Below are 17777 nucleotides of genomic sequence, written 5' to 3' on the forward strand. Positions count from 1 at the left end.
GAGGTCCGTTAACAACCGCGTAACGACCATTGACACCACGGAAGGGACCTTTCAGTCTGTGAACGCTCCCAGACGTTCCAGCCTCTTATCCCCCTCCCCACCCGCCTGGAGGAACATATGCGCGTCAACCGGTTAGCAGTGGCGGCGGTCGCGATCCTCGCCACCGCGCTCTCCACGGCCTGCTCGGGCGGCTCCGACGAGCCGTCCGGCCAGGCCGCGAGCCAGAGCGCGGCGCCGGCCGGCCCGGTGAAGCTGACCTACTGGACCTGGGTCCCGAACATGGACAAGATCGTCACGGCGTGGAACCAGGCCCACCCCGACATCCAGGTCACGGTCAGCAAGCAGGCGGGCGGCGACGACGCGGCGGCCAAGTTCCTCACCGCCGCGAAGGCGGGCAACCCGCCCGACCTGGTCCAGGCCGAGTATCAGATGCTGCCCTCGTTCGTCGCCGCCGACGCCGTGGCCGACCTCAAGGCGGAGACCGCGCAGGCGAAGGCCGAGTTCAGTGCGGGCATCTGGGGGCTGGTGACCCTCGGCACCGACGCCGTCTACGCGGTGCCCCAGGACAGCGGGCCGATGATGCTCTACTACCGGAAGGACCTGTTCGCGAAGTACGGCATCGAGGTGCCGAAGACCTGGGACGAGTACGCCGAGGCCGCCCGCGCCGTGCACAGGAAGGACCCCAAGGTCTTCCTCGGCACGTTCTCCAGCAAGGACCCGGGCTGGTTCGCCGGGCTCTCCCAGCAGGCGGGCGCGCAGTGGTGGTCGATCAGCGGCGACGCGTGGAAGGTCGCGGTGAACGACGAGGCCACCAAGAAGGTCGCCTCCTACTGGGGCGGCCTGGTGAAGGAGGGCGTCATCGACGGCATGCCCTACTTCACCCCCGAGTGGAACAAGGCGCTCAACGACGGCAGGCTGCTCACCTGGCCGTCGGCCGTGTGGGGCCCGGGCGTGCTGTCGAGCAACGCGCCGAAGGCCAAGGGTAAGTGGGCCATCGCGCCGCTGCCGCAGTGGAACGCGGGTGAGAACCACAGCGGCTTCTGGGGCGGCTCCTCCACCGCCGTCGCCGCCAAGTCGCCCAACAAGGCGGCCGCCGCGAAGTTCGCCACCTGGCTGAACACCGACCCGCAGGCGCTCGGGCTGCTGATCAAGGAGGGCGCGGTCTACCCGGCCTCCACCAAGGGCGCCGCGCTGATGACCGAGGCTCCCGACTACTTCTCCAACCAGCCCGACTTCTGGAAGCAGGCGGCCGACATCGGCGCCACCGCCCGCGGCTTCACCTTCGGCCCCAACGTGGGCGTGACGTACAACGCGTACAAGGACGCCTTCGATAAGGCCGTCGCCGCCAAGTCCGACTTCGCCGCCGCCGTCCAGAGCATGCAGGACGCCACCGTCGCCGACATGCAGAAGTCCGGCTTCACCCTCGCGCAGTGACGATGCGATCTCCGAAGAAGGGCGCCCGCGCCGGCCGCGCGGGCGCCGTGCCCTACCTGTTCCTCGCCCCGGCGATGGCGCTGTTCGCGCTCTTCATGGCCCTGCCCATCGGCTACACGATCTATCTGAGCCTGCGCCGCACCAAGGTCTCCGGCCTCGGCCTCGGCAAGGGGGCCCGCACGGAGGTCTTCGCCGGGCTCGCCAACTACGCCGCAGCCGTCGGCGACGGCGAGCTGTGGGCCGGTTGGCTGCGCGTTATCGCGTACGGGGCGCTCGTGCTCGCGCTGATGCTGGGGCTCGCCCTCGTGTTCGCGCTGATGCTCGACGCGGCGCACGTGCGGCTCGCCCGCCTCACCCGAATTTCGATCTTCCTGCCGTACGCCGTGCCGGGCGTGGCGGCGACGCTGATGTGGGGCTTCCTCTACCTGCCGAGCCTCAGCCCGTTCGGCGAGCACCCGTTCCTGAGCGCCGACCTGGTGACGTTCTCGATGGCGAACGTGGCGGTCTGGGGCGGCACCGGCTTCAACATGCTGGTGCTCTACACGAACCTGCGGGCCGTGCCGCGGGAGTACTACGAGGCGGCCAGGATCGACGGCGCGAGCGAACTGGGCATCGCGTTGCGCATCAAGATCCCGATCCTGGTGCCGTCGATCATCCTGACCACCGTGTTCTCCGTCATCGCGACCGTCCAGGTGTTCACGGAACCGACCACCCTGCGGCCGCTGACGAACACGATCAGCTCGACCTGGAGCCCCTTGATGAAGGTGTACCGCGACGCGTTCGTCACCGGCGACCTGTACTCGGCCGCCGCGACGTCCATGGTGATCGCCGGGATCTCCCTCGTGCTGTCGTTCGGTTTCCTGCGGGTCGTGAAGAACCGCGCGTTCGGGGAGAGCTGATGGCCGCCACCGCACTGCCGAGGACCCGCGGGCACGCCCGTCCGTCGGCGCGCCGTCCGCTGGGGATCGTGCCGACCGGCGTGCTCGTGCTGGGCGCGATCTACACCCTGTTCCCGGTGAGCTGGGTGGTGGTCGCGGCCACCAAGTCCAAGGCCGAGCTGTTCTCCACCTCGACCTTCGCGCCCGGCACCGGCCTGCTGTCCAACCTGGCCGACCTGTTCGCCTACCGCGACGGCGTCTTCTGGCTCTGGCTGCTCAACACGGTCCTGTACGCCGGGGGCGGCGCGGTGCTGTCGACCGCGGTGTCCACGATCTCGGGGTACACGCTGGCGAAGTACTCATTCCCCGGCCGCGGCCTGATCTTCAACCTGCTCATCGGCGGCATCCTGGTGCCGTCGGTCGTGCTGGCGATCCCGCAGTATCTGCTGTTCTCCAAGGCCGGCCTGGCCGACACGTACTGGTCGGTGCTGCTGCCCCAGATCCTGCACCCGTACAGCATCTATCTGGCCAGGATCTACTCGCAGGCGGCGATCCCCGGCTCGCTGCTGGAGGCGGGCCGGCTGGACGGCGCGGGCGAGTGGCGGCTGTTCCGCCAGGTGGCGCTGCCGCTGCTGACGCCGGGCATGGCGACGATCTTCCTGTTCCAGTTCGTCGCGATCTGGAACAACTTCCTGTTGCCGTTCATCATGCTGGGCGACGACCACAGGTTCCCGCTGACGGTGGGCCTCTACACGCTGCTCGCGGCGGGCGCCAACCAGCCGTCGCTGTACAACCTGATCATCACGGGGACGATGCTGTCGCTCATCCCGCTGATCGCGCTGTTCCTCACGATGCAGCGCTACTGGCGTACGGACCTGTCCGGCGGGGCCGTGAAAAGCTGATGAGCGCGGGGGAACACGCTGATCGGCGGGGGGAAAATACGACCATGGCGAAGCGTCCGACCATTCACGACGTGGCCGCGGCGGCGGGCGTCTCCCGGGGCACCGTCTCCCGGGTGCTCAACGACGACCGGTACGTGAGCCCGGCCGCCCACGCCGCCGTCCGCCGGGCCATCGCCGAGACGGGCTACATCGTCAACCGCAACGCCCGCAGCCTGGTCACCCAGCGCACCGGGTCGGTGGTGATGGTGCTGTCCGAGCCGCACGAGAAGGTCTTCGAGGATCCGAACTACAGCACCACCATCCGCACGGCCATCAGGCGGCTCGGCGAGCGGGACGTCTCCCTGGTCATCATGCTGGCCGGGGACGACGGCGACCGCGAGCGCGTGGTGCGCTACGTGCGCGGCGGCCACGCCGACGGCGTGCTGCTGATGTCCACGCACGCGGGCGACCCGATGGTGGACGAGCTGGAGTCGATGCGCATCCCCGCGGTCGCCTGCGGGGCCGTCGTCGGGAAGGAGAACGTGATCCCCTACGCGGCGGCCGACGACCGCGAGGGCGCCCGGCAGATGACCCGCTACCTGGTCGAGCAGGGCCGCAGGAAGATCGCCACGATCACCGGCCCGATGGACACCCCCGGCGGCATCCAGCGCCTGGAGGGCTTCGCCGACGTGCTCGGCAGGAAGGCATCCAGGAAGCTCATCGAGCACGGCGACTGGACCCAGCTCAGCGGCGAGAGCGCGATGGCGCGGCTGCTCGAGCGCACCCCCGACCTCGACGCGGTCTTCGTGGCCTCCGACCTCATGGCGGCCGGCGCGCTGTCCACGCTGCGTGCGGCCGGACGCCGGGTGCCCGACGACGTGGCCGTGGGCGGCTTCGACGACTCGTCGGTGGCCGCCACCACGCACCCGCCGCTCACCACGATCCGCCAGCCGCTCGCCGACGTCGCGGAGGAGACCGTACGGCTGCTGCTCGCGCTCATCGACGGAGGCGGCCCGGTGGACCCGGTGATCCTGCCCACCCGCCTCATCGTGAGGGAGTCGGCCTAGCACCGATCCGTGCTCGCCCTGGGGAACCCTTCGCCGGCGGTCAGCCCCTGATCGGCAGGGCCGCACGGGCGACGGCCAGGCGTTCGGCCTCTTCGCGCTCGGCGGCCTCCTGCTCGGCGGCCACGCGCCGGTCGTACGCGGCGCGGGCCGCGGCGATGGCGTTCTGGTGCTCCTCGGTCCAGACGACCAGGGCACGGATGGTGGCGTGCAGAGTCGCGCCCATCGGCGTCAGCGCGTAGTCCACACGCGGCGGGACGGTCGGGTGCACCGTCCGGCTCACCAGCCCGTCGCGTTCGAGATGCCGCAGCGTGCGGGCCAGCATCCGCTGGCTGACCCCGTCGATCGCGCGGCGCAACTCGGTGAAGCGCAGGCTCCGCTTGTCGAGCAGCGCGATCACCAGCAGCGACCACTTGTCGGCGATGCGGTCGAGGATCTGCCGCACCTCGCAGTCCGCGCGCTGGTCCCATTGGAGGACGTCGTCGTCGACGCCGGTATCCGCGCAGTAACCGAGGGACTCGAAAGTGCCTTCTTCCATGGTCACCGATGGTGCCCGACGATGCAGTCGGTTACAAGAGGGAACCGGCAGGCACTCGGGGAACCGCTCCGGGACCGGTTCCCCGACGAGATGGAGCCGGACTCCGATGACCGATTCCACGGGCGGGACCGCCGCCCGGCACCCCGTCCGCATGACAGGACGCGCGTGGGGCGTGCTGCTGGTGTTGTGCGGCGCGATCTTCCTCGAGGGGATCGACGTGGCGATGCTGAATGTGGCGCTGCCGTCGATCCGGGCCGACCTGGGCCTGTCCACCGGGACGCTCAGCGGCGTGGTCAGCGCCTACGTGCTCGGCTACGGCGGGTTCATGCTGCTCGGCGGACGCGCTGCCGACCTGCTGGGCCACCGGCGGATGTTCCTGCTGTGGCTGGCCGTCTTCCTGGTCTTCTCCGGGCTCGGCGGGCTCGCCACCCAGGGCTGGATGCTGCTGGCCGCGCGGTTCGTCACTGGGGTCGCGGCCGCGTTCATGGCGCCCGCCGGGCTGGCGCTGGTCACGTCCAACTTCCCGGAGGGACCGGTGCGCACCAAGGCGCTCGGCGTGTACGCGGGCACGGCGGCGGGCGGGTTCTCGCTCGGCCTGGTCGCCGGCGGCCTGCTCACCGCGTTCGGCTGGCGGTGGGTGTTCTTCGCGCCCGTCATCCTGTCCGCGCTGATCCTGGGGGCGGCACTGGTCCTCGTCCGCGACACGGGTGGCGAGCGCCCGTCACCCTCATCGGCACCGGGCGGCTTCGACCTGGCGGGGGCGTTCGCCGTCACGGGGGCCATGTTGCTCCTCGTGTATGGGATGGTCCGGTTGGAGCACCCCGGCGACCGCCCCGGCCTGACCGCCGGCGCGATCGCGGCGGGGCTGGCGCTGCTGGGGCTGTTCGTCGCCATCGAGCGGCGGTCGTCGTCGCCCCTGGTGCGGCTGGGCATCCTGCGCAACGCGCCGCTGGTGCGGGTGAACGCGGCGGCGTTGCTGTTCCTGTTCGCGTTCGCGGGGTTCCAGTTCCTGATCACCCTGTATCTGCAGGAGTGGCGTGGCTGGAACACGATGCAGACCGGCCTGGCCATGCTGGTGATCGGGATCGACACGGTGCTCGCGCCGACGCTGACGCCGCGCCTGGTGAACCGCTTCGGCAACACCCGGGTGCTGCTCTGCGGCATCGTCCTCGCGGCGGTCGCGTACGCGCTCTTCCTGCCCGTGGGGATGGACTGGACCTACGCCGCCATGCTTCCGGCGCTGCTCCTGCTCGGCCTGTCCTTCTCGCTGGCGTACGGCCCGCTGACCATGGCCGCGACGGAGGGTGTCGACGAGGACGAGCACGGCCTGGCGGGCGGCCTGCTCTACACGGCGTTGCAGTTCGGCACGGCGCTCGGGCTGTCGGCCGTCACCGCCGTCGGCGTCGCGGCCGGGCCGGGGCCGGACGCGCTGCGGACCGCGCTGGTCGTCCCGGTGGCGGCGGCGGTGCTCGGCGCGGTCGTCGTCGCGTTCGGCCTGCGCGCCCCCGGCGGGGCATCGGCTCCGGCGCAGGACGCCCCGCGAGCGCGGCCGCTGCAGCGGGATGTCACACACTGAGGAGGTGTCTCGTCCTCAGTACGTGAACGACCATGACGACGGGGTGGTCACCGGCCTGGACGCCGAGTTCCAGGCGATGCGGCCCCGGCTGCTCGGCGTCGCGTACGGCCTGCTCGGCAGCCTCGACGAGGCCGAGGACGTCGTGCAGGACGCCTGGCTGCGGCTGCGGTCCGCCAAGGCGGGCGACGGCGGCGACGAGATCAGGGACGTGACCGGCTGGCTGGTGGTCACGGTCTCCCGGCTCGCTCTCGACGTGCTGCGCTCGGCGCGGCACCGCAGGGAGGAGTACGTGGGGCCGTGGCTGCCCGAGCCCATTCTCACCGGGCCTGCTCTCACCGGACCCGTCGCTCAGCCGGACCCCGCGGAGCGGGTGACCCTGGACGAGTCGCTGAGCATGGCGATGCTCGTCGTGCTGGAGTCGCTCAGCCCGGCCGAGCGGACGGCGTTCGTGCTGCACGACGTGTTCGGCCTGACGTTCGCCGAGGTGGGTGAGGCGGTCGGGCGCAGTCCTGCGGCCTGCCGGCAGCTCGCCGCCCGGGCCCGGGCGCACGTCGCGGCGCGCGCGCCCCGGTTCGAGGTGGACCCCTCCGAGCACCGGCAGGTGGTGCACGCCTTCGCCCGGGCCTGCCTCGGCGACGACATGGACGCTCTTGTCGTGCTGCTCGACCCGGACGTCGTCATGCGCAGCGACGGCGGCGGCCGGGTGCGCGCCGGGAGGCGGCCCGTCTTCGGCGCGGCCAAGGTGGCCAGGCTGCTGTTCGGCATCCGCAGGTTCGGCCGGTTCGAGCTGGTCCCCGTTGGCGTGAACGGCTGGCCGGGCCTGCTGCGCTACCACGGCGACCGGCTGGTCTCCGTGCTCGGCCTCACCGTCGCGGGCGGCCGGGTCACCGCCGTCGACATGGTCCTGAACCCGGAGAAACTCGCCCGCGTGACGCGGGCCGACGAGACGAGGAGATCACGATGACCGAGAGGATCAACGTCCGCGAACTGGCTCCCCAGGCGTACCAGGCCATGCTCGGGGTGGAGCGTTTCCTGCACGAGTGCGACGTGCCCCACGCCACCCTGGAACTCGTCAAGATCAGGGTCAGCCAGATCAACGGCTGTGCCTTCTGCCTGGACATGCACTGCCGGGATGCCAAGAAGGCCGGCGAAAGCGACGAGCGCCTGTGGTCGGTGGCCGCCTGGCGGGAGGCGCCGTGCTACACCGACGCCGAGCGGGCCGCGCTGGCGCTGACCGAGGCCGCGACCCGGCTCGCCGACCGGCCCGACCCCGTGCCTGACGACATCTGGGCCGAGGCGACGCGGCACTACTCGCAGGAGCAGCTTGCCGCGCTGATCGTGGCCATCGCGCAGATCAACGCGTGGACCCGGATCAACGTCGTGAGCCGCAAGGTCCCCGCTTCCCTCTGAACGAAAACGGGAGGACGGCGGCACCCGGGGCGAATAGTCTGCCAATGTCATGGAAGGAGGAAGGGCCATGAGACGCACCACGATCCGCAGGCCCCGCCGCGTCCGCCGTCCCGCCGCCGAACTCGACCTCCGCACCCCCTCCGGCCGGCCACTTCCGTACTGAGCCGTGCTTCGATAGGCCCTCGTGCTTCCCGAGGCTCATGTGACACCGGAGGCTTTACGCCCCTTTTACCAAGCCTCCGATATCTATACCGGAAAGGTCACGGAACCATCACGGTCGGGGGGAAACGAACATGGTCACGGTGGTGCCGTCGCTCGCCAAGGTCAGGGACATCAGGACCGCGCTGCGCCGCAGGCCCGCGCGCGACAGGAGGGACCGGAAGATCGTCGATCTCAAGGCCTACACGGGCGGGAACGTCATCCGGTTCCCGAGGACGTCCGGGCCGACGTCCGCCGCCTGAGGCGGTTCTTCCGCAACGATCCACCGGACGGCCCGCCCGGCATCCCTGCCGGGCGGGCCGCAGGCTTTTACTGGTTAAATGTCGCCTCATGAGTGATCTGTCCGCAACCGAGCGGACCCGGCACCGCCGGCTGCGGGAACAGGGCCGCACCGACCGGGAGGCGCTGTTCGAGGTGCTCCGGGCCGGGTTCGTCTGCCACCTCGGCGTCGTCGTGGACGGCGACCCCATGGTGGTGCCGACGGTGTACGGCTTCGACGACGACCATCTGTACGTGCACGGCTCGGTGGCCAGCCGCAGCCTCACCCGGGGCACGACGGTCTGCGTGACGATCACCCACGTCGACGGCCTCGTGCTGGCCCGGTCGGTCTTCGAGCACGGCGTGAACTACCGCAGCGCGATGATCTACGGTGTGCCGCGCGTGCTGGAGGACGACGAGAAGCTGCCGGCCCTGCGGTGCCTGACCGAGCACGTCACCCCCGGCCAGTGGGAGTACGCCCGGCAGCCGAACCGCAAGGAACTGGCCGCCACGACGATCCTCGCGCTCCCGCTCGCAGAGGCGTCGGTCAAGGTGCGCGAGGGCCACCCGGACGACGCCGACGACCCGCACGACGTGTGGGCCGGGATCCTGCCGCTCACCCGATCGTGGCAGGCCCCCGTGACCGACCCGCAGGCCGCCGCCCATCCCGTCCCGCCGCACATCCTCAGCCGCACCACGCCCCACTGATCGCGGCGCCGTACGATCCGGCGGGCCGGGTTCGTCTCAGCGGACCGGCAGCCACACCGTGCCCGAGCCCCGGTCGCGGGTCAGCGTGATCTCCCAGCAGCCCGGCTTGGGGAAGACGAAGCCCGTGCCCCACTCCTGACCGGGCCGGTGCCAGGTCGATCCGCCGTGTGCCTCGGGTCCCCAGGTCAGTCTGGCGGCGGTGCCGTCGGGGAGCGCGGCGGTCACGCGCAACGGCCCCTCACCCGTCATCCGCCACACGATCTTGACCTCCCGCCCGGCGGAGAACGGCAACGGCGCGAACATCAGTCCCCACACCTCGGCTCCCCGCCCGGTGCCCCGCACCTCGGGCAGTGCGTTCGCCGTGCTGCGGGCCGTCCGTTCGCAGAACACCCGAGCAGGGACCGGCGCAGGGACGGACGTGGACGGGAGCGTCGTTCCGGCACCGGCACCGGCACCGGTGCCGGGGGTTCCGGTGCCGGCGCAGCCCGCCACGAGCACCAAGCCGCATAAGCCGACCGCAGTGTGCCTCATGCCTCTGACTACCGCCGCGGCCACCCGGAGGTTCCCGCGGAGGCGGCCACCGCTTCCGACCGGTCCGGCGAGGCTTTCTGTTCAGGGGGCGAGGGCCTCGCGGACGAGGCGGTCGCTCAGCTCGCGGAGGCGGGCCCGGGCCTCGCGGTCGTACGCCTGGGGGTCGGCCCGGCCCTCACTCGCCCCGACGTGGTAGGTGCCACTGGGGACCTTCCCGTCGATCAGGCGGAGGGTGGCGTCGCCGCCCTCCCGCACCGAGCTGAGGGCCGGAGTGCGGGGCTCCCCCGCCGACTCCCGCGTTGTTCACGAGCACGTCCAGGCGGTCGAACCGTTCCTCGACCTCGGTCGCCATGCGGTCGACCTGCCGGAGGTCGGCGAGGTCCGCGAGCAGTCCGTCCGTGGTGCCGCCGATCTCCGCGCGGACCCGGCGCACCCGCTCGGGATCGCGCCCGTGCACGATCACCCGGTCGCCCGACGCGGCGAGCCGGGCCGCAAGGTGGCGGCCCAGCCCGTCGGTCGCCCCCGTGACGAGGATCGTCCTCATGCCGGGCTCGGCTTGAGGCGGACGCCGCCGTCCACGGTCAGCACGGTGCCCGTCGCGTAACCCGTCTCGATCAGGTACGCGATCGCGTTCGCCACGTCGGCGGGGGTGCCGACCCGGCCGACCGTGGTCGCGGCGGCGAACGCGTCGAGCGCACCCTGCCGGCTGTCCCCCAGCCAGTCCCACCACTCGGTGTCGACCACGCCGGGCGACACCGCGTTGACCCGGACCGGGGCCAGTTCCACCGCCAGGCCGGGGATCATCGCCTGGATCGCGCCGTTCACCGCCGCCAACCCGGCCACCTCGGCCATCGCGCTGTCCGCGCTGGCCGCCGAGACGAACGTCAGGGACCCGTCCCGCCGCAGCACCGGCAGCGCGGCCTGCGCGGCGACGATGTGGGCGATCAGCTTGTCCTCCAGGGCCTGGCGCAGGGCCTCGGGCGTCAGCGACCGGAACGGCCCCGCAGCCTGCCCTCGGCCCGACACGTTGATCACGACGTGGTCCACCGGGCCCAGCCCGGCGAACAGGTTCCGCATCGCCTCCGCATCGCGGGCGTCGGCCACCGCTCCGGAGCCCCGCTCCCCGATCTCCTTCACCGCCCGCTCCAGCCGTTCCGGCGTACGGCCGGTGACGACGACCTCGCGGCCCGACGCGGCCAGCCGTACGGCGGCGGCCAGGCCGATGCCGCTCGTGCCCCCGACGATCACCACGCGTTCAGTCACGGAACTCTCCTCAATACGAGACATGATGTCTCGAAAGCATAAAACGAGACACCTTGTCCTGTAAAGTGGCGGCATGGTGGGAAGGCCACGGAGCGAGCAGGCGCGCCGGGCGATACTCGAGGCCGCGCTGCGGCTGTGCGAGCGCGACGGATATCCGAACGTGACGCTGAAGGGCATCGCCGAGGAGGCGGGCACCGGCAGGCAGACGCTCTACCGCTGGTGGGACACCAAGGCCGACCTGCTGCTGGAGGCGATGACCGACCTCGTCGGGAGCACCCGGGCGCCGTCGCAGGCCGACCTGGAGACGTTCCTGAGCGAGACGTTCGCGCTGGCGGACGGCGTGGCCGGCAGGGTGGTGGCCGGCCTCATGGCGGAGGCCCAGAGCGACCCCGCCCTGGGCGAACGCCTGCGGGAGCGGCTGATCGGCCCGCGCCGGGACACCCTGCGGGCGGTGCTGGAGCGGATGCCGCCGCCCCCCGGGGCGGACCTGGACCTGCTGGTGGACATGATCTTCGGAGTCATGTGGTACCGGCTGCTCAACCGGCACGCCCCGCTCGACGCCGCCCTGGCGGAGGACATCACGGCGCTCATCGGCAGGATCGGTTGAGCACGGGAAAGGTTGACGGAGCGATCTTCCTCGCCGACGCTGCTTGAGAGGTGCTCACCCCCTTCACCCCTCAGCAAGGGAGCGTCCATGCCCCACATCGCCCTCGGATCCGACGCGCCGGGGATCCGCGGCCTGTTCGCCTTCCGCCCCGAGACCGCCCATCCGCTCAACGCGCTCGCGGAGGTGCTGCTGCGTGGCGAGAGCACGCTGTCGCGGGGCGAGCGCGAGCTGATCGCGGCATACGTGTCGTCGCTGAACGAGTGCCGCTACTGCTTCTCCTCACACGCCGCCTACGCCGCCGCCCAGCTGCCCGAGGGGATGACGCTGGTCGAGCAGGTGAAGCGGGATCCCGAGACGGCCCCCATCTCCGCCAAGCTGAAGGCGCTGCTGCGCATCGCCGCCGCGGTACAGCGCGGCGGGCGCGAGGTCCGCGAGGAGGACGTCGCCGCGGCGCGGGCCGAAGGCGCGACCGATCTGGAGATCCACGACACCGTGCTCATCGCCGCGGCCTTCTGCATGTACAACCGGTACGTCGACGGCCTGGCCACCATCGCGCCCGACGACCCCGAGTCGTACGCCGCCCGCGCCGCCCGGATCGTCTCAGACGGCTACCTGGCCCTTCTCGCCGAGTCAGGGGCCGCGCCGCGTCCTTGACCCCGGTTCGCGGAGTTCCCGTCATCGGCTCGCCCGTCCCCGACTGGAGAAAGGTGTCCCCATGGCCCGGACCACGCCACTCGCCGCGTCCCCATCCCCCGCTCGCCCCGCCGACGTGCCCCGGCGTCGTGGCCTGATCGTCCTGCTCAGCGTGCTTGCAGGCGCGCTCGTCGCCGCGCTCTGGTCGTTCCGCCTGGTGGACAGCGTGATCGGCGACAACGTGGCGAACACGCTCCTCGGCTACGACGCCAAGCACACCGCGATCGGGGGTCTCGTCGCCGGCACGGTCTTCGCGTTCGTCTCGGGCCTGGCCGGGACGTTCACCGCGTGCAACATCGCCGTGTTCGGCGCGATCGCCCCCATGGCCGACTCCGCGGACGGCGGCGCCGGCCGGCTCAGGACCGCGCTGCGCCCGCTGAGCCGGCTCGCACTCGGCATGGTCGTCGTCTCCGCGGTGTACGGCGCTGCCGGGGCGCTGCTCGGCGACCGGCTCCCCCAGCTGTCGACCGCGCAGACGGCCTCCGGCCTGCCTCCCCGGCTGGTGCAGGCGTCCGTGGTCTTCGGGCTGATCGGCCTGGCCTTCGTGTATCTCGGCCTGGCGGCCCTGCGCATCGTGCCCGATCCGTTCGCCCGGCTGGCCGGTCGTTTCCCGCACGCCCGCCTCGTCGTGGTCGGCGGGCTGATCGGCGGGTTCCTCGTGGGCCGTCCGTTCCCGCTGTTCCACAAGCTGTTCGAGTACGCGGCGCAGACGCGCAACCCGTTCTACGGCGCGGGCGTCTTCGTCCTGCAGTCACTCGGCAACATCACGATCATGGCGCTGCTGTTCGTGGTCCTCGTGTATGCGGGCAGGGGCCGTTTCACGCGATGGCTCACCGCGTCCCCCGCGCGGGTCGCGACGGTCACCGCCGTGGCCTTCCTCGTGGTCGGCGCCTTCACGTTCCTCTACTGGGACGTGCGGCTGCCCGCGAGGTTCGGGTACGGCTGGTTCCCCGCCGCCTCCTGGTAGCGGTCACAGGCCGAGGGCCTCTTCGGCCAGCCTGGTCCCCTCCAACCGGGCGGCGATCTTGGCGAAGGCCGTCTCCCTGGAGGTCGAGACGTCGTCGGCGAACGGCGCGAAGCCGCAGTCGTCGCAGGTGCCGAGCCGTTCGGCCGGGAGGTGCCGGGCGGCTTCGAGGATCCGGTCGCGCACCTGCTCGGGCGTCTCCACCACCGGGTCGATCGGGTCGGTCACGCCCACGAAGATCCTCGCCTCGGCCGGGAGCGCGTCCGCGATCACGCGGAGCACGCGCTCCCGGTCGGGCTCGCTCGCGAGCTGGACGTAGAAGTTGCCCGCCTGGAGCCGGAAGAGCTTCGGCAGCAGCAGGGCGTAGTCGACGTCCGCGCTGTGCGTGGAGTCCTGGTCGCCGCCTGGACAGGTGTGCACCCCGATCCGGGCCCGCTCGGCCGCGGTGAACCACTCCAGCACCCGGTTGTTCAGCGCGACGAAGTCGTCCAGCAGCCCGCCGGAGGGGTCGAGCTTGAGCGACAGCCGGCCCTCGGTGAAGTCCAGCTGCACCACGTGGGCGCCCGCGTCGAGGCATCCGCGGATGTCCGCCTCGGCCTCGGCGACCAGGTCGTCCAGGAAGACCTTGCGCGGATAGCCGTCGACGCCTTCGGCCGGATACAGCAGGCTCAGCGCGGAGGGCGCGATGACGGCCTGCTTGACCGGCAGGTCCGTGTGCCGCCGGGCGGTGCGCAGATAGGTGTCGGCGTGGGTGGCGTAGCGGAACGGCCCCTCGGTGATCCGCGGCAGCTGCCGTGTGTGCCCGTCGGCGAACGGGATGACCGCGCCGTCCGGCGCGAGCGAGCCGAGCCCGGCGACCGGATAGGTGGCGAAGCTCGGCTTGGCCTGCTCGCCGTCGACCACGACCGGGCAGCCGAGCCGCTCCAGCCTGTCCAAGGTGTCGGCGACCGCCTCCTCCTGCCGCATGGCGAGTTCGTCGTCTTCGACCCGTCCCGCGGCGTGGCCGGTCAGGGCGGTCAGCAGGGTCGCGGGGCGGGGGAGGCTGCCGATGGGTTCGGTGGGGATGCTCATGCGGCGAAGCCTAAGGTGACCCTACGTGTCACAGCAATCACAGACTGGTAAGCGCGGCTACCACAAGCTGCGCGGCCGGCCGGAGGGGCCGGCACCGAAAGGCCGGACACCCTGGCCACCGAAGAATCGTGTGTCACGTCCGCCACTTCGGCGACGGCACGATGGGGCAGGATGGAGCGGTGACGCCTTCCCCAGCGGTCGTCCAGCCGGACCGGGACCTCCTCGAGGAAATCCTGGACGAACTGGACATCGAGCACACCATTGACACAGAGGGCGACCTGGCGATCTCCACCGCCCACCTCACGATCTACTTCCTGTTCGGCAAGGAAGGAGACCTGTTCACCGTACGGTCCTTCTACGACAGGCAGTACTCGGTGGACGACAAGCCGATGCTGCTCACGGCGCTCAACGAGTGGAACGCGGACACGATGTGGCCGAAGGTGTACGCGTTCACCCAGGACAACGGCACCATCCGGGTCGTCGGCGACTCCCAGGTCTACATCGGGGCCGGCGTCACGCGGGAGCACCTGACCACGATGGTGGCCCACTGGGTGAGGTTCTCGATCAAGTTCTACCGCTGGCTCACCGACCGGCTCGCCTTCGAGACCGACTGATCAGGCGGGCGGCGTCCCCGGCAACGCCTGCGACCGCGGCGCACGCAGCCCGTCGAGCACGATCCGCAGGTTGCGGCCCCACTGCTCGTCCCCGGCCCGGAGCCTGAGCGTGCGCGGACCGGTCGCCACGGCCGCCAGCAGGAACGGCACGTCCTGCCAGGCCACGTCGGCCCGCATCACCCCGGCCTCCTGCGCGCGTTCCACCAGGAGCCGTACGCCCTCCTGGATCTGCCCGAGAACCGGGTCGAGGTTCGGTCCGCAGGCGCCGCCCACGGCCTCGCGGATGCCGCAACTCTCCGCACGCAGCCGCACGTACGCGGCGGCGAAGGTCTCGAATCCGTGCCAGGGGTCGGGGTCGGCCGCGGCGTCCGCGGCCAGGTCGGCCATTTCGGCGAGCACCTCGTCGAGGACCGCCTCCAGCAGCGCCTCACGGGAGGACACGCGCCGGTAGAAGGTGCCGATGCCCACGCCGGCCCTGCGGGCGATCTCGTGCGCCGTGACCTCGACTCCGATCTCGGCCACCGCCGCCCGCGCGGCCTCCACCAGCCGCTCCATGTTGCGCCGCGCGTCGGCCCGGGGCGTCCGCCCCGGCTCCGCCGCCAGCAGAACGCCGACCGCTCCGTCCCGACTGCTCATGACGGCAGCCTACCAACCGGACTCAGCGCGTCCGTTTATGCTAGGGTCGCAACCGGACGCACCGAGTCCGCTTATTGCGTGGAGGCGGAAATGAGCAGAATCCGTGTGGGCATCGTCGGCGCCAACCCCGAGCGCGGCTGGGCGGTGCGCGCGCATGTGCCGGCGCTGCGGGCGCTGCCGGACTACGAGATCACGGCCGTGGCGACCAGCCGGGAGGACAGCGCCCGCGAGGCAGCCCGCCGCTTCGGCGCCGCGCACGCGTTCACCGATCCCCGGGCCCTTGCCGCGCACCCCGAGGTGGACCTCGTCGCCGTCACGGTCAAGGTCCCCCACCATGCCGAACTCGTCGGCGCCGCCCTTGAGGCAGGCGCACACGTGCTGTGCGAATGGCCGCTGGCGCGGACGACCGCAGAGGCGCGGGACCTGCTCGACCAGGCGCGGGCGGCCGGCGTGCGGCACGCGCTCGGGCTGCAGGGCCGGTTCGCCCCCGCCGTGACCTACGCCCGCGACCTGCTCAGGGACGGCGCGGTGGGCCGGGTCACCGCGGTGAACGTCCACTCGGCCGTCGGCAAGGGCGCGAACGGCAGGCTGCCGTCCTGGTCGGCGTACACGGTCACCCGGGCCGGCGCGGCCGGGCTGCTAGAGGTCGTGGGCGGGCACACCCTCGACGTCGTGGAGCATCTCCTGGGCGGTGTCGATTCCCTGTCCGCCACCCTCTCCGTCCAGCGCGGGCAGTACGTCATCGAGGAGAGCGGCGAGACGATCGAGGCCGACACCCCCGACCAGCTCCTGCTCTCCGCCACCATGACGAGCGGCGCCGTGGTCTCCCTGCACCTCCACAGCGGCAAGGTCACCGAGCCGGGCGCGCGAATCGAGATCTCCGGCACGGAGGGCGACCTCGCCCTCGTGTCCACCGGCCCGGGCAGCCCGTACGGCGTGCAGATCAGTGAGCTGCGCCTGTACGGGACGGCCGGCGGCGCGTGGAAGGAGCTGCCGATTCCCGAGGAGTACGTCCGGGTGCCCGGGGCGGCGGGCGACGCGCGCAACGTCGCCGAACTCTACGCCGCGCTCGCCGCCGACCTCCGGACGGGCGGAGGGCAGGTGCCGGACTTCGCGCACGGCCTGCGCCTGCACGGCCTGCTCGACGCGATCCGCCACTCCGCCGAGACCGGCACCCGCCAGACGGCCGTCCCCGATTTGATCGGGGCCCCGGCCTGATCCGTCAGCCCCGCGCGAGGGCGTCGCGCAGCTCGGCGGCGGTGAGACGGGGACCATAGGCGGGCTTGTCCCGCTGGAACCGCCGCCCTTCCGCGAGCGGGCCGGCGTCGACCACGTCGAAGCCGAACGAGTCGATCAGCTCGGCGACCGCCTTCTTGGCCTCGGCGTCGTCGCCCGCGATGGGCAGCGCCCGCCGGTTCTCCGTGCCGGCGGGCTGCCCCTGCTCGGCGAGGTGGACGTAGTTGATGGCGTTGAACGCCTTCACGACCCGCGAGCCGGGCAGGTGCGCGGCGAGCAGCTCGCTGTCGGTGGTCTCCCCCGCGTCGATCTCGGCGAAGTGACCGTCCCGCTCGAAGTAGTAGTTGTTCGTGTCGATGACGATCTTGCCATCCAGCGGCTCGACCGGCACCTCCCGGTATCTGCCGAAGGGAATCGTCACGACCACGATGTCCCCCGCCGCCGCGGCCTCGGCCGAAGTGGCGGCACGCGCGGCCGGGCCCAGCCGGGCCACGAGTTCGGAGAGCGTGTCCGGCCCGCGGGAGTTGCTCAGCACCACCGAGTGCCCGGCGTCGACCGCCAGCTTCGCGAGGGTGCCGCCGATGTTTCCGCTGCCGATGAATCCGATGACCATGGTTGCGGCAACACGGCCGTCCCCGGCCTCATTCCCCCGCCGGCGTCTCCTGCAGCACGACGACGGCCCGTTCGAGGAGGTCCCGTAGCCGGTCGGCCTCGTCGGGCGTGAACTCCTCCACCAGCCTGCGCTCCACGGCCACGGCCGCCGCGTCGGCCTTGCGCAGCAGCGCCTGCCCGGCCCGGGTGAGCCGGGTGACGAGCACCTGGGCATGGTCGCTGGAGGGACGCCGCTCCACCAGCCCACGCGACTCCAGCGTCTTGAGCACGGTCGTCATGCTCTGCGGGGTGACCGAGCAGAACCGTGCCAGTTTCGCCCCGGAGATGCCGGGCGCGAGCGACAGCGCGTACATCGCGGCGTACTGCGGGACGGTCAGCCCGAACGGCCGCAGCACACGGGTCTTCTCCGCGATCAGCGCCTGTTCGGCGCGCTTGATCGCGTTGCCGGGCCGCCACGCCACCGCTTCGGCGATCCTCGCCTCCTCGGCTTCCATCATCACGCTCCCCCCGGCCGTCAGGGCTCTGACACGCGGACCTTATCACCGGTTTGACAGACGTGCCGCTATTCATCCATCCTCTGATGT

General features: G+C 71.6%; 22 protein-coding genes. 14 read left to right on the plus strand and 8 right to left on the minus strand.

Annotated elements, in window-relative coordinates:
* Positions 1 to 117 precede the first annotated feature (117 nt).
* The 4 genes from Msi02_RS14175 to Msi02_RS14190 are packed head-to-tail and all read left to right on the plus strand — an operon-like array spanning position 118 to position 4260.
* Positions 118 to 1434 (plus strand): ABC transporter substrate-binding protein, encoded by a 1317-nt coding sequence (locus Msi02_RS14175; protein ID WP_204048793.1) that lies wholly within the window; start codon positions 118 to 120, stop codon positions 1432 to 1434.
* A 2-nt stretch (positions 1435 to 1436) separates the two neighbouring features.
* Positions 1437 to 2333 (plus strand): carbohydrate ABC transporter permease, encoded by an 897-nt coding sequence (locus Msi02_RS14180; RefSeq protein ID WP_204048891.1) that lies wholly within the window; start codon positions 1437 to 1439, stop codon positions 2331 to 2333.
* The gene (locus tag Msi02_RS14185; RefSeq protein ID WP_204048794.1) at positions 2333 to 3214 is read left to right on the plus strand and encodes a carbohydrate ABC transporter permease; all 882 of its coding nucleotides are present in this window, start codon (positions 2333 to 2335) and stop codon (positions 3212 to 3214) included. The genes Msi02_RS14180 and Msi02_RS14185 overlap by 1 nt, the downstream gene beginning before the upstream one ends.
* Before the next feature lie 44 nt (positions 3215 to 3258).
* A complete protein-coding gene (locus tag Msi02_RS14190; RefSeq protein ID WP_143737908.1) occupies positions 3259 to 4260 on the plus strand; it encodes a LacI family DNA-binding transcriptional regulator in 1002 nt (333 codons plus the stop codon).
* A gap of 40 nt (positions 4261 to 4300) precedes the next feature.
* On the opposite strand, the gene Msi02_RS14195 is transcribed toward Msi02_RS14190, so the two are convergent.
* Positions 4301 to 4795, minus strand: a complete 495-nt coding sequence (locus Msi02_RS14195) for a winged helix-turn-helix transcriptional regulator (RefSeq protein WP_204048795.1) — start codon at positions 4793 to 4795, stop codon at positions 4301 to 4303.
* Between the two features lie 106 nt (positions 4796 to 4901).
* On the opposite strand from Msi02_RS14195, the gene Msi02_RS14200 reads away from it, so the two are divergent.
* The 5 genes from Msi02_RS14200 to Msi02_RS14220 all read left to right on the plus strand — a co-directional run bounded on the left by Msi02_RS14200 (position 4902) and on the right by Msi02_RS14220 (position 8966).
* Positions 4902 to 6371: an MFS transporter gene (locus Msi02_RS14200; RefSeq protein WP_239108401.1), complete on the plus strand. Its 1470-nt coding sequence runs from the start codon at positions 4902 to 4904 to the stop codon at positions 6369 to 6371.
* Between the two features lie 4 nt (positions 6372 to 6375).
* The gene (sigJ, locus tag Msi02_RS14205; protein ID WP_239108402.1) at positions 6376 to 7335 is read left to right on the plus strand and encodes an RNA polymerase sigma factor SigJ; all 960 of its coding nucleotides are present in this window, start codon (positions 6376 to 6378) and stop codon (positions 7333 to 7335) included.
* On the plus strand, positions 7332 to 7781 hold the full coding sequence (locus tag Msi02_RS14210) for a carboxymuconolactone decarboxylase family protein (RefSeq protein ID WP_204048797.1): 450 nt from the start codon (positions 7332 to 7334) through the stop codon (positions 7779 to 7781). Before sigJ ends, Msi02_RS14210 begins: the two co-directional genes overlap by 4 nt.
* A gap of 293 nt (positions 7782 to 8074) precedes the next feature.
* A complete protein-coding gene (locus tag Msi02_RS14215; protein ID WP_167538755.1) occupies positions 8075 to 8242 on the plus strand; it encodes a hypothetical protein in 168 nt (55 codons plus the stop codon).
* 88 nt (positions 8243 to 8330) lie between these two features.
* Positions 8331 to 8966, plus strand: a complete 636-nt coding sequence (locus Msi02_RS14220; protein ID WP_204048798.1) for a pyridoxamine 5'-phosphate oxidase family protein — start codon at positions 8331 to 8333, stop codon at positions 8964 to 8966.
* A gap of 36 nt (positions 8967 to 9002) precedes the next feature.
* On the opposite strand, the gene Msi02_RS14225 is transcribed toward Msi02_RS14220, so the two are convergent.
* From Msi02_RS14225 to Msi02_RS14235, 3 genes are all read right to left on the minus strand, one after another.
* Positions 9003 to 9356: a hypothetical protein gene (locus Msi02_RS14225; RefSeq protein WP_204048799.1), complete on the minus strand. Its 354-nt coding sequence runs from the start codon at positions 9354 to 9356 to the stop codon at positions 9003 to 9005.
* Positions 9357 to 9672: 316 nt separating this feature from the next.
* On the minus strand, positions 9673 to 10041 hold the full coding sequence (locus Msi02_RS14230) for an SDR family NAD(P)-dependent oxidoreductase (RefSeq protein ID WP_204048800.1): 369 nt from the start codon (positions 10039 to 10041) through the stop codon (positions 9673 to 9675).
* Positions 10038 to 10760, minus strand: a complete 723-nt coding sequence (locus Msi02_RS14235) for an SDR family oxidoreductase (protein ID WP_239108403.1) — start codon at positions 10758 to 10760, stop codon at positions 10038 to 10040. The genes Msi02_RS14230 and Msi02_RS14235 overlap by 4 nt, the downstream gene beginning before the upstream one ends.
* A gap of 73 nt (positions 10761 to 10833) precedes the next feature.
* Here Msi02_RS14235 and Msi02_RS14240 point away from each other — a divergent pair, with 73 nt between their 5' ends.
* The 3 genes from Msi02_RS14240 (at position 10834) to Msi02_RS14250 (ending at position 13027) form a co-directional block, all read left to right on the plus strand.
* Complete coding sequence (locus tag Msi02_RS14240) at positions 10834 to 11367, plus strand: TetR/AcrR family transcriptional regulator (RefSeq protein ID WP_204048802.1); 534 nt, start codon at positions 10834 to 10836, stop codon at positions 11365 to 11367.
* Positions 11368 to 11454: 87 nt separating this feature from the next.
* Positions 11455 to 12021 (plus strand): carboxymuconolactone decarboxylase family protein, encoded by a 567-nt coding sequence (locus Msi02_RS14245; protein ID WP_204048803.1) that lies wholly within the window; start codon positions 11455 to 11457, stop codon positions 12019 to 12021.
* Positions 12022 to 12082: 61 nt separating this feature from the next.
* Positions 12083 to 13027, plus strand: a complete 945-nt coding sequence (locus tag Msi02_RS14250) for a hypothetical protein (protein ID WP_204048804.1) — start codon at positions 12083 to 12085, stop codon at positions 13025 to 13027.
* Positions 13028 to 13030: 3 nt separating this feature from the next.
* On the opposite strand, the gene Msi02_RS14255 is transcribed toward Msi02_RS14250, so the two are convergent.
* Positions 13031 to 14095, minus strand: coding sequence for a cobalamin-independent methionine synthase II family protein (locus Msi02_RS14255; RefSeq protein ID WP_204048805.1), 1065 nt, complete (start codon positions 14093 to 14095; stop codon positions 13031 to 13033).
* Between the two features lie 179 nt (positions 14096 to 14274).
* On the opposite strand from Msi02_RS14255, the gene Msi02_RS14260 reads away from it, so the two are divergent.
* Positions 14275 to 14709: a type III secretion system chaperone family protein gene (locus Msi02_RS14260; protein ID WP_179155511.1), complete on the plus strand. Its 435-nt coding sequence runs from the start codon at positions 14275 to 14277 to the stop codon at positions 14707 to 14709.
* Here Msi02_RS14260 and Msi02_RS14265 read toward each other — a convergent pair whose 3' ends face one another.
* Complete coding sequence (locus Msi02_RS14265) at positions 14710 to 15345, minus strand: TetR/AcrR family transcriptional regulator (protein WP_204048806.1); 636 nt, start codon at positions 15343 to 15345, stop codon at positions 14710 to 14712. It lies immediately after the preceding gene.
* Positions 15346 to 15435: 90 nt separating this feature from the next.
* Here Msi02_RS14265 and Msi02_RS14270 point away from each other — a divergent pair, with 90 nt between their 5' ends.
* Entirely contained in the window at positions 15436 to 16563 is a 1128-nt protein-coding gene (locus tag Msi02_RS14270) for a Gfo/Idh/MocA family protein (RefSeq protein ID WP_204048807.1), read from the plus strand.
* A 4-nt stretch (positions 16564 to 16567) separates the two neighbouring features.
* On the opposite strand, the gene Msi02_RS14275 is transcribed toward Msi02_RS14270, so the two are convergent.
* Positions 16568 to 17194, minus strand: a complete 627-nt coding sequence (locus Msi02_RS14275) for an NADPH-dependent F420 reductase (protein WP_204048808.1) — start codon at positions 17192 to 17194, stop codon at positions 16568 to 16570.
* Positions 17195 to 17222: 28 nt separating this feature from the next.
* Positions 17223 to 17690: a MarR family winged helix-turn-helix transcriptional regulator gene (locus Msi02_RS14280; protein ID WP_079320066.1), complete on the minus strand. Its 468-nt coding sequence runs from the start codon at positions 17688 to 17690 to the stop codon at positions 17223 to 17225.
* Between the last annotated feature and the right edge of the window lie 87 nt (positions 17691 to 17777).

The organism is Microbispora siamensis (assembly GCF_016863095.1).
GTDB classification, from domain to species: domain Bacteria; phylum Actinomycetota; class Actinomycetes; order Streptosporangiales; family Streptosporangiaceae; genus Microbispora; species Microbispora siamensis.

Bases quoted from the DNA above. Each gene is read 5' to 3' on its own strand.
- Msi02_RS14175 (WP_204048793.1), top strand. From the start codon at position 118: ATGCGCGTCAACCGGTTAGCAGTGGCGGCGGTCGCGATCCTCGCCACC.
- Msi02_RS14180 (WP_204048891.1), top strand. From the start codon at position 1,437: ATGCGATCTCCGAAGAAGGGCGCCCGCGCCGGCCGCGCGGGCGCCGTG.
- Msi02_RS14185 (WP_204048794.1), top strand. From the start codon at position 2,333: ATGGCCGCCACCGCACTGCCGAGGACCCGCGGGCACGCCCGTCCGTCG.
- Msi02_RS14190 (WP_143737908.1), top strand. From the start codon at position 3,259: ATGGCGAAGCGTCCGACCATTCACGACGTGGCCGCGGCGGCGGGCGTC.
- Msi02_RS14195 (WP_204048795.1), bottom strand. From the start codon at position 4,795: ATGGAAGAAGGCACTTTCGAGTCCCTCGGTTACTGCGCGGATACCGGC.
- Msi02_RS14200 (WP_239108401.1), top strand. From the start codon at position 4,902: ATGACCGATTCCACGGGCGGGACCGCCGCCCGGCACCCCGTCCGCATG.
- Msi02_RS14210 (WP_204048797.1), top strand. From the start codon at position 7,332: ATGACCGAGAGGATCAACGTCCGCGAACTGGCTCCCCAGGCGTACCAG.
- Msi02_RS14215 (WP_167538755.1), top strand. From the start codon at position 8,075: ATGGTCACGGTGGTGCCGTCGCTCGCCAAGGTCAGGGACATCAGGACC.
- Msi02_RS14220 (WP_204048798.1), top strand. From the start codon at position 8,331: ATGAGTGATCTGTCCGCAACCGAGCGGACCCGGCACCGCCGGCTGCGG.
- Msi02_RS14230 (WP_204048800.1), bottom strand. From the start codon at position 10,041: ATGAGGACGATCCTCGTCACGGGGGCGACCGACGGGCTGGGCCGCCAC.
- Msi02_RS14240 (WP_204048802.1), top strand. From the start codon at position 10,834: ATGGTGGGAAGGCCACGGAGCGAGCAGGCGCGCCGGGCGATACTCGAG.
- Msi02_RS14245 (WP_204048803.1), top strand. From the start codon at position 11,455: ATGCCCCACATCGCCCTCGGATCCGACGCGCCGGGGATCCGCGGCCTG.
- Msi02_RS14250 (WP_204048804.1), top strand. From the start codon at position 12,083: ATGGCCCGGACCACGCCACTCGCCGCGTCCCCATCCCCCGCTCGCCCC.
- Msi02_RS14255 (WP_204048805.1), bottom strand. From the start codon at position 14,095: ATGAGCATCCCCACCGAACCCATCGGCAGCCTCCCCCGCCCCGCGACC.
- Msi02_RS14265 (WP_204048806.1), bottom strand. From the start codon at position 15,345: ATGAGCAGTCGGGACGGAGCGGTCGGCGTTCTGCTGGCGGCGGAGCCG.
- Msi02_RS14270 (WP_204048807.1), top strand. From the start codon at position 15,436: ATGAGCAGAATCCGTGTGGGCATCGTCGGCGCCAACCCCGAGCGCGGC.
- Msi02_RS14275 (WP_204048808.1), bottom strand. From the start codon at position 17,194: ATGGTCATCGGATTCATCGGCAGCGGAAACATCGGCGGCACCCTCGCG.
- Msi02_RS14280 (WP_079320066.1), bottom strand. From the start codon at position 17,690: ATGATGGAAGCCGAGGAGGCGAGGATCGCCGAAGCGGTGGCGTGGCGG.